Below are 9,744 nucleotides of genomic sequence, written 5' to 3' on the forward strand. Positions count from 1 at the left end.
GAATAGTATTGAAAAGAAAGAGGATGAGCAACGTTTGTGAGATGAAAAAAAGAGCCCCCAGCCACAGTTGATACTTGTATTGATAGTAAAAAGAAAAAGGATTATTCAATATTATAGAATCATGAGTTAACTTAATATTTCTAAGGCTAAGTCCAAACTTATCCAGTACGTTGTAGTCGACAATGGTGATGTTAGGGCTCACCTCTACTACGTTGATCGATTCTGCGGATTCTCCTGCCAAAATACGTAAAACCAACTCTGCTGCTGTTTTACCTTGCTGTTCATGGGAAATAACCTTGCCTCCAAGCATCCCCTCGCCCATCCCATGATACCAAAGATGAAAGAGTGGTTTATGCAGGTTATTCAGGATCAGTTGAAGACTGTCATTAAACTGCATCCTATTCCCGTCCTTATCGACATACGCCGACAGAAGAAGAACTGCCGTTTCGCCTTCGATTTTTTGTAAAGCATCGGCAAATTCCGTATAGGAATGATCCTCAAGTGAGAGTTCTCTGAAGATAACTTGCGGATATGTGTTTGAAAGAGCACGAAATGTGTTCAAATCACCTACACTGCTCGGTGTCTTATCTACCAGGGCAAGCACCGTTTTAGTTTTGGGAAGAAGATCAAGCATCATCTGTACCGTTTCTTTCATCGAGACGGCCTCGATCACACCGGTTATGCCTTGTCTACCATTCAGTTCTCTAGCCTTGGTGATATTATTAACCCCAAAAAATACTGCAGACTGAGTGGGAAAGAGACTTGCTTTGTGTTTGAGCAGGAACAACAGGGCATCGTCGTCCGCTGTCATGATCACATTATAGGGTTTTGTTTTGTTGAGTTTATACGAAAGTAAATCTAGGAAGAGGGTCTCAATTGTATCATCGGAAAACCGTTTTTTGTCCATGAACTCGACATCAAGGACTATCCCTTTCTCGGTAAAAACCGATTTGATGCCGTTCACTTGTTGGAAAAATGTTGGAAATCCAGGGTGATAGGAACTGATCAGAAGCACTCTTGCTGGCTCTGATCCAGCAAAAGTGTTTTCTTCATCAGACCACAGTAAACCGAAAATAAGTATCCAGACGAGAAGCAATACCTTAATTTTGCCCACGAGTTCTACCCAGCAAAGTTTGAATAGCATCTGTTGAAAAGACGGTCATCAGTTGCCAATAATTGCTGATCTTGAATTGTAAAGATCGCTATGCCAGCCTTGACTGCCGAAGTTGTGCCCGATAGGCAAAATATGAACTTGCCCCAAAGTAGGTGGCGATGAGGTTAAGTCACACCACGTAAGCTTTTATATACAATTCAAATTCCGCTGTGATTCTGCAGCCTATAGCTGTGTGACGCCTTCTGCGATTGTAACATGTTTCGATATAATTGAACAATCCCAGCTCAACCTCATATTTATCCATGAAGCGCTCATGATGCGTCAGTTGAGTTTTCAATGTGTAAAAAAAAGCTTCAGTGGCGGCAGCATTGTACCCACAGGGCAGGACCTCCTAGCAATTCCCTTTACGACTCATACTTTGAATACAGACTGTTTGCTCAAAGCAAATGCCTGAAATCTGCACTGGCAAACCGAACACCACGATCACTGTGAACCAGTAGGCCCACTATAGGCCGGCGTCGTCTCAACGCCTTGTTAAATGCATGGATCATTGAGTGACGATCAAGGGAATCACTCAAATCCCAACCGACAACGATTATGGAAAACAAATCTATGAAAACAACAAATTATGGCATTTGCCACCGGCTCTGAGATAGGTGATGTTGTTGGCCCATCCGGTGTTCGGTTTTGCTCACGAAAATTGCCGGATTAAAATATTGGGATAAATATTTGGATCGTATTGTCTTCTTTGTTGAACAATCATAGCGTCCTCCTGTCATTTCCATAACAGTGGGCTAACTGTGTATCCACATTTTGGGGGTAGAGTTACAAAATGTATCGGGAAAAAGGTAACAGGATTAGCTGTTAACTATTGGTACCAGCCTCACTTTTCTGAATATCACTTTACAAAGCTACTATCTTGTTTTTTTTAATGGTTTTCGATGTCATGAAACGGATTAAGGGAAACAGCAGTCGGTCCGTAAATCGCAAATTCTTTTCCAGTCTCAATTGCCCACCGCTGAGTGCCGTACTCAAAATGCCACCACTCACATGAGTAATTCACAAACCCTAACTGTTTCATTGTGTTGTAAAGTATTCTACGGTTTTTCAATGCAATCTCTTCTCTCTCAGAAAGTAACTCCCCTTTTTCAAGCTTATCTTCAAAATAGTTGGTATTTGAAATTTCACTGGGGTCATCGAAGGGCGATCCAAAAAACAAAGGCACACCATCTCGGGTTGCAATTGTCAAATCTATCGCCCCGCCCGTTGAATGCGGAGATGGCGCAAGTGCGTCCTGACTGGGGATAGCAACATACTGCTGAGTTTTGGCGAGTATTTCTTCTTCACTCGCATCTGAATAAATATTAGCTAGTGCTGATTTGCATTGTTTAAATAAGACTTTCTGCAACTGTTGGCTTCGCCACGCATCCAGCACTACAAATCGAAGGTGGTTTGGTAGTAGCAATGACGCTTGTAACAGCTTATCAAGTACACTCTTGCGTGCATGGCATTCCGGTAAACTTCCAACAATTCCCAACTCGAAATAGTAGGATCTTACCAGAATGTGCTCTGGTACAAGTGAAAGAGGAGTAATAATCTCTCCACAGTCAATAATGGGTATGGAATGTACCCTTTCCCAGGTAGCCTCCCTTTTAGAGGGAATTGGCTTGCTTTCCATGTTTTCTTGCACGGGTCCTCCAATATATTTAATTAATGCTTACAGGCTATTTGCCAACAGGACACCCCTCTTGGAATCACAGTATAGTTTCAATTCAATCAGTGTGACAGGGGGCTCTAAAGTGTTAACGGATCAATAACCCAGCATCCGTGGCAACCAAAGGGTAATACCAGGTATTGTGATCAGTAGCAGCTGACAGGTCATAGCGACCAACACGAATGGCCAGATATGCCGAAACATTTTTTCCAGCGAGACACCACCAACTGATGCGACAATATAGACGCAAGCACCCATAGGTGGGGTGATAAGAGCGATGGTAATGTTGAGAGTCATTACTATGCCGAAATGAAGTGGATCAATGCCAGCAGCCATAGCCAATGGGCTAAATACCGGTGTGAGCAGTACAAGCGCAGCGACTTCTTCCATAAACATGCCTACTATGAATATTATGAGGCTGATAAACAGCAACACTTGGGTAGGCGTTGAAGCATAGCTCATCACAACAGGTGCCATGGCTTGCGGTACTTGTTCAGATGAAAGTATCCAGCCAACGATGGTGGCGGCACCAATGACGATAAAGATTACACTGGTCAGCCGTACGGTATTAGATATTGCAACAAACACACCGCGGAAAGTAAGCTCACGTGTCCAAAGGAAACCAACGAAAATGACGTAAAGGCTTGCTACCGCACCGGATTCAGTTGGTGTCATAAAACCAAAAAGAATGCCGCCAATAATAACACCTGGAGCAATCAATGATGCAATAGCCGCAACCGTTGATCGTAGAACCTTGCCAAAGGAAAATGATGTATTTGTTACGGGTAGCTTAAGTTTAACTGCGTATATCCGGTGCATGACAACAAAGAAAAATCCGAGGAACAGCCCAGGCAGCACACCTGCCATAAACAGTCCTCCTACGTTTGTGTTAGTCATGGCACCGATAAGAATCATAAATATACTGGGCGGAATGATGGGGCCGACAAGTGAAGTTCCGGCCACAAGTCCAGCAGCATACGAATCCGGGTAGCCGCCCTTTTTCATCGCCGGAATCATAATCGACCCAACGGCAGAGGCATCTGCGGCCGCAGAACCGTTTACACCAGCGAAGATAATACTTGCCAGAATAGTAACGTACCCCAGTCCTCCTTTCAAATGTCCCACAAGAGCTTCAGCAAACCGCAACAGGCGACTGGTCAAACCTGAACAGCCCATGAGCTCTCCCACTAAAATGAAGTATGGTATTGCCAGAAGAGAAAATGGCTCCATTCCACCATAAAACTGCTGGACCATAAGGCGCAATTGCCCCATATCACCAATATAGAGAAATCCAGCAAGTGCAGTACATAGCATGGCGATGAACAACGGAAGACCAGTGACGAGTGTAGCGAAAAAAACAAACAATAGAACGAGGGTCATGGCAAATCCTCTCTGGCTGCGATATTCTCGCAGCTGGAACAGTTACTGTTGTTTTTCAGCGGAATAAACTGTTGAAGGGCATATTCGATCATCATCAGTCCCATTCCAATTGGTATTGCCAGAAACGGTATAGTTTTGCTTATACCTAGCGACATTACGGTAAAAACTTGCATTTTGATGGCGTACAATGATCCCAACGTCAGCATCAAGGCAAGAACACCGAAAAAAACGATGGTGCGGATAGCTTTAACAAAGCGACGAAAACGATATGGCAACATATTCACCAAAATGGTTATAGCCATATGTTCTCCTCTTTTCAGTGCTGGCGCGGCAGCCAGCATCACCATCCAGACCAAGGTCACTTTTGCTAGATCCAAAGTCCATATTGGAGGTCGATAAAATCGCCCAAAGACTCCCAGCATTACTGATGCCAAATTGATAACCAGGAGCACCCCTGCCCCAAACAGGCAGAAGCGCTCCAAACTATCTGAGCCCTTTTGGCATAAGGACGCAAATTGTTTCATTTACTTTGCTCCTTTGTTTGCCTTCTCAGCATCACTCAGCGCGAGATCGATCCAGCTGGCATCTATCTGCTTACTCAACCAATCTATATACGAAGGGCTGCCAAGTTTTTTAAAGGCGGCCATTTCCTCTGCGTTAGGCGTGTATGCTTTCATGCCTTTGTCTATGAGGAATTTAACTCGGTCGTCCACTTGGGATTCAACATACTCACGGGTTTTTACATTTGCGTCATGCGCAGCTTTACGCACAATCTCCTGCTCTTTTGGGCTCAATGAGTCAATAAGTTTTGCATTAATCAAAAGAAACTGATCTGAATATTGCACATTTGCGAGTGTAAGGTACTCCTGTACTTCGAAAAGACTTCCAAGAATTATATATGTAGGCGGGTTCATCTGACCATCAGCAACACCCATTTTAAGAGCGAGATACACCTCCGTCCATGGGATAGGAGTGCCAGAGGCGCCAAACGCTTCATACATTGCAACCTGACTGGCGTCCATAGCCCGAAATTTCATTCCTTTGAAATCTGCAGGTGATTTGATAGGTTTTTTGCTTGTAAAAGCGATAAAGCCGCCTTCCTCGACAACCTCAAGCAGGTCAACACCTACACGGGCACGCAGTTCTTTACGAGCTTTCTCCATGAATGAGCTAGTGTCGAAAAAGATATGTGCCGCTTTGTAACTTTCAAACATGAAAGGGACATTGGTGGCAAACATTTCGGGGAACACCGTCTCCATACCGCCAAATGAAGCGACGTTAATCATGGGGCTGGTCATCACCTGTTCCATTCTTTGTTCTTCGCTACCAAGCTGGCTGTTAGGGTACAACTCTATAATGAGGTTGCCTCCTGTTTCTTTTTCCACAGTTTCTTTGAATGTTGAGGCGAAAGCGTGCACAGCATTTTCCTCAATTTTTGGAGGGCCGTTGTAGCTCATTTTAATAATTGTCCCTGCCATAGATGCAGATGGAATAGCCAAAGCGAGCAAACAGCCCAGACCAATTTTTCTCAAACCTTTCATTTTGGTACAAACATCATTCATGGTACTCCTCCTAAGATTTTTAATTGAACTGCTCTTTGCTGATAGGTCCTAGACAGTCTCTTATAAATGTGTTTGCTATAAAAGACGGATCATGCTCTCCTGGGCATTGGACCACACCTTCTCCTCATCACTCTAAGATGAGAGGAAAATTGAACGCTATTCAATAAATACACGAGGTACACGTGCCAAAATACGAGATACGACCTCATAGTTGATCGTTCCCGTCATCTGCGCGAGTTCGTCTGCGCTTATTTCGTCATCTCCCTGTTTTCCTATCACAACCACTTCATCTGATTCCTGAACATTTGGAATATGTCCCACATCCAGCATCAGTTGATCCATGCAAACTCGCCCTATCACATTTGCGCGGAGTCCATGTACCAGCATTGTGCCCAATGAAGAAAGAATCCGAGGATAACCATCTGCATAACCTATAGGTATTGTTGCAATGACAGTTTGCCGTTCGGTCCTGTAGCTAGAACCGTAACCCACAGAAAATCCCTCTGGAACACGCTTAACTCCTGCAATTCTTGCTTTTATTGACATTACTGGCTTCAAATTGAAAGAGGAGCTATCCATTTTTGATGAGGGCCTAAGGCCGTACATCATTATCCCAGGTCTCACCATATTATAATGGGCTTCAGGAATCACCATGGTGGCGGCACTGTTGGCAGCGTGAATACACAGGTTGTCAAGTGAGATGAAATTCCTTAGCTCAGAAAGGGTGGTTTCGAACAAATCAAGTTGTTTCCATGCACTTTCCAAGACCTCAGAATCACTTGCTGCGAAATGCGTGTAGATCCCTTCTATATGAAGGGTGTCAAGCTCAAAGAGTCTACGAATGTCTTGACATATTGATATGTTTCCACTGGTTGACGTTCTCAGAAAGCCCAGCCGTCCCATGCCTGTGTCAACTTTGATGTGAACCCGAATTTTGACGCCTGCAGCTTTTGCAGTTTTATGTAATTCTTCCGCATAGGTGAGAGAATATACGGTTTGGATGAAATTGCCTGCGGCTAGCGAAAAAACGTTACCGGGATGGGTATAACCAAAGATCAATATAGGTTGTGAGATGTTTCCGTTACGCAATTGTTCGGCTTCCATGAGACGAGCAACACCAAAAGCGTCAACGCCTTCCTGTGCGAGTAGTGAAGCAACAGATAAAGCGCCATGTCCATACGCGTCAGCCTTCACCACAGCCATTATCTTGGTGGATTTGTTAACATGAGAACGTACCTGATGAAAGTTATCGCGTAGAGCCGTACGATCAATTTCAACCCAGATTGGGAACTGAAAGTCTCTATCAGTTGTCCGCATATGAACTCAACCTTGTTTTTGATAGGTCAAAACACCATGGAAATATTGCATTGCGATACTATATATTGTACTGCAATACTACAGATCGATTTTCCTCTTGTCAAGATTTTAGTATCAATATATTTTGAGTATAATCTTTAAGAAGATCTTGGAGCTTTGGCCTCTCGGTCTTGCAAGGGTGGGTTGTTCAACCATCTGATCACAGCAGGTCAACGACTGTTCTGTCGGTGCCTATAGGTACCATTAGGAAGAATGTTCTCACCCTGAAAAGTAATCGAGGTGTGTTTCGAAATTTGTTTTCGATGCAAACCAATCAGATTTACAATTTCACCATCAAGAGCTAGCCTATCGTGGGTACGAAAGAAAACCAGAACAAAAGGCAGGAGCCGCTATTTGTGACTTCGGTGCAGCGTTCTATGCAAATTTTGGAAGCTTTTGACTCCAACAACCGAAATCTGAGCCTATCTGACTTAGTAAAGACCACAGGGCTAAATCGTAGTGCTGTGCAACGGTTTCTCTATACGTTGGAATCTCTTGGTTATTTAAAGAAGGATCAATCTACGAAACGTTTTGGTCTGACGCCAAAAGTCATGTCCTTGGGATACAATTATCTCAAAGGGGAAAGACTTGTTGAAATTGCTACGCCACTGCTGCTTGAGGCAAGAAAACGCACTGGAAATGCAGTGTATCTGGGCACTCTGTACGAAACCGATATCATCTATTTAGTTCGCCTCCCTCAACGCTTTTTATTGCTTGAAAGCACACTTCCGGGGAGACGCGTCCCTGCGTTTTGCAGTGGACGCGCTATCCTAGCCCATCTGCCTGATCAAGAAGTAGAAGATCTGTTACGTCGATCATCAATGGAAAAAATAACACCTTTTACCATTGTCGACATAAAAGGGAACATGGACGAGGTTGATAAAGCCAGGAAACAGGGCTATGTCATCTCCAGTCAGGAGCAACTAATCGGAGAAATTGCTATATCGTCTGCAGTGGTTGGTAGGACGGGGACACCTTTGGCTGCTGTTTATGTTTCGGTTAACTTTTCTGAATGGTCAATTGAAAAAATTAAGGCAGAGTTAGTTCCTGTAGTCATTGAGGTTGCTGGTTCAATTGGAGCACAGTTTTAACAGTTTACATAGAATCATCTTTAACGCCCAATAGCAACGAGAGCTAGCTAGTGTCCAGATTGGAGGCACCACCGGCAAGGCAGATCTTGTGACCATAGTACGTTTCGCGTCGATCTTTTCTTAGGATGTCGGTATGCGGTTCAAAGAGAGATACCAGCTTTTCATTGGCCGGGACGGATTCACCGTGGATGACCCTCCGGGTAGCCTGGCAGATAATCTGGCGAAAAAGAGGAAGCTAGTGCTCCAGTTCCTGCTTGATAGCCAAGTTCAACAATGTCCGCTCGAAGGTCGGCGCGGTATAACCTGCCAAAATCTGAAGGGCCGACTCAGCGTAACATACCGTATTCTCAGCCATCTTGATTAGGTCTTTGTACTCCTTCTGCCGCTGGTCACTGTGTTTTGCATTGAGAATGGCAAGACGGCGCCTTTTGCTGCGACAGGAGTGATCCATAAAGGAAAATTTCACACCCGAAAGCTCACTCCTGCCCCGGTTCAGGACCCGCGCCACAACCCGAACTCCATCCCAGAGCAGTTCGGAATCTGTGGGCCTGTGGACGTTGGTCTCGACTACAGTACAGTCTATTCGTGCCTTCCGGCCATGTTCAATATCTTCGGTTTTGGCATACCCAATCAGCGTCCTGTAAATAGTCTCCCAGGTTCCGGCGGTGATTGCCTTGATGTTGGCGTTCAAGGTGTGATTTGGCATATGTCTCACCGAACTTGAACAGGCAGAAGTTTCGGTATGACTTGGAATTTGCCAGGTGAAAGGCGAGTTCTTCGTAACTGTAGCCCTCCATTTGTTTTATGATCGCCGACTTGATGACCTGCTTGGCGCTCATTCCTTCAGAACCGGTAGCTTTGTTGGCGATGCCAAGGTCCTGTGTGAGTAAGATGTATATGCTATTGTTCTTGTCCAATATAGTACTGCTCTTTTCCAGTTCTTCCACTTAGGGGAGGGCTAGGGCTTTTTCTGGTAGCGGAAGCTGTTTTTTGCGGATTTTTCGCATCGGGAAACGCCTCTCCGTATTGCTTGTTTTGTAATATCGAGTGGTTGCCATATTAATCAAACCAGAGATCACCAAAAAAGCTCACCCTATTTTCTTAATTTTTCCAATACAATCCAGCATGATAGCTCACGCTGGATGGACAATAACTAGGTGTTCATCGACCTGCGGGGATACTCTAACAGGATGTTGAAAAACTCACAATCATAGGGAAGATCCAATCAAAATCGTGTATTATTTAACCAACTATAATCATTAAACAAAGGTGAGATATGCGCGGTTATGACCAGCACCAGCAGAAGATGTTCAGTTACCTGTCTCCGGAATCCCGAGTGCCACAGAATCACCCGTTGCGTCCCATTCGTATCATAGTGGACAAGGCTCTCAAGGAACTGTCACCGGTATTTCAAGAGCTATATGCCCGCAAAGGCCGACCATCGATCGCACCGGAGCGGTTGCTCCGATCTTTGTTGCTCCAGATACTGTATTCAATCCGAAGTGAGCGAATGCTGGTTGAGCAACT

At 44.6% G+C, this 9,744-nt stretch carries 11 protein-coding genes and 1 pseudogene; 2 read left to right on the plus strand and 10 right to left on the minus strand.

All coding sequences use genetic code 11. The annotated features are described in order from the left end of the window. The 8 genes from BUF15_RS25640 to alr form a co-directional block, all read right to left on the minus strand. A partial coding sequence (locus BUF15_RS25640; protein ID WP_200802498.1) for an ABC transporter substrate-binding protein occupies nucleotides 1-1,114 on the minus strand: 1,114 nt, incomplete at its 3' end. A gap of 169 nt (nucleotides 1,115-1,283) precedes the next feature. Then, complete coding sequence (locus tag BUF15_RS28585) at nucleotides 1,284-1,499, minus strand: IS3 family transposase (protein ID WP_084554607.1); 216 nt, start codon at nucleotides 1,497-1,499, stop codon at nucleotides 1,284-1,286. Between the two features lie 52 nt (nucleotides 1,500-1,551). Next, the gene (locus BUF15_RS28590) at nucleotides 1,552-1,728 is read right to left on the minus strand and encodes a hypothetical protein (protein WP_143170892.1); all 177 of its coding nucleotides are present in this window, start codon (nucleotides 1,726-1,728) and stop codon (nucleotides 1,552-1,554) included. 314 nt (nucleotides 1,729-2,042) lie between these two features. Next, nucleotides 2,043-2,804: a M15 family metallopeptidase gene (locus BUF15_RS25655; protein WP_200802499.1), complete on the minus strand. Its 762-nt coding sequence runs from the start codon at nucleotides 2,802-2,804 to the stop codon at nucleotides 2,043-2,045. 120 nt (nucleotides 2,805-2,924) lie between these two features. After that, entirely contained in the window at nucleotides 2,925-4,208 is a 1,284-nt protein-coding gene (locus BUF15_RS25660) for a TRAP transporter large permease (RefSeq protein ID WP_073617143.1), read from the minus strand. Beyond that, entirely contained in the window at nucleotides 4,205-4,732 is a 528-nt protein-coding gene (locus tag BUF15_RS25665; RefSeq protein ID WP_073617145.1) for a TRAP transporter small permease, read from the minus strand. The genes BUF15_RS25660 and BUF15_RS25665 overlap by 4 nt, the downstream gene beginning before the upstream one ends. Next, complete coding sequence (locus BUF15_RS25670; RefSeq protein WP_200802500.1) at nucleotides 4,733-5,770, minus strand: TRAP transporter substrate-binding protein; 1,038 nt, start codon at nucleotides 5,768-5,770, stop codon at nucleotides 4,733-4,735. A gap of 156 nt (nucleotides 5,771-5,926) precedes the next feature. Next, nucleotides 5,927-7,087 (minus strand): alanine racemase, encoded by a 1,161-nt coding sequence (alr, locus tag BUF15_RS25675; protein ID WP_073617147.1) that lies wholly within the window; start codon nucleotides 7,085-7,087, stop codon nucleotides 5,927-5,929. 350 nt (nucleotides 7,088-7,437) lie between these two features. Here alr and BUF15_RS25680 point away from each other — a divergent pair, with 350 nt between their 5' ends. Beyond that, nucleotides 7,438-8,217: an IclR family transcriptional regulator gene (locus tag BUF15_RS25680; RefSeq protein WP_143170891.1), complete on the plus strand. Its 780-nt coding sequence runs from the start codon at nucleotides 7,438-7,440 to the stop codon at nucleotides 8,215-8,217. Nucleotides 8,218-8,272: 55 nt separating this feature from the next. On the opposite strand, the pseudogene BUF15_RS28650 reads toward BUF15_RS25680, so the two are convergent. Together BUF15_RS28650 and BUF15_RS25685 are read right to left on the minus strand one after the other, a co-directional pair. Further along, nucleotides 8,273-8,449 (minus strand): annotated as a pseudogene (locus tag BUF15_RS28650) (ISNCY-like element ISDol1 family transposase); the annotation flags it as partial. 3 nt (nucleotides 8,450-8,452) lie between these two features. Further along, the gene (locus BUF15_RS25685) at nucleotides 8,453-8,923 is read right to left on the minus strand and encodes a hypothetical protein (RefSeq protein ID WP_073617151.1); all 471 of its coding nucleotides are present in this window, start codon (nucleotides 8,921-8,923) and stop codon (nucleotides 8,453-8,455) included. Nucleotides 8,924-9,493: 570 nt separating this feature from the next. Here BUF15_RS25685 and BUF15_RS25690 point away from each other — a divergent pair. Then, nucleotides 9,494-9,744 (plus strand): transposase (locus BUF15_RS25690; protein WP_200802501.1); only part of this gene is annotated, 251 nt, incomplete at its 3' end.

Origin of the sequence: Desulfopila aestuarii DSM 18488 (genome assembly GCF_900143695.1) — a bacterium.
GTDB lineage: Bacteria > Desulfobacterota > Desulfobulbia > Desulfobulbales > Desulfocapsaceae > Desulfopila > Desulfopila aestuarii.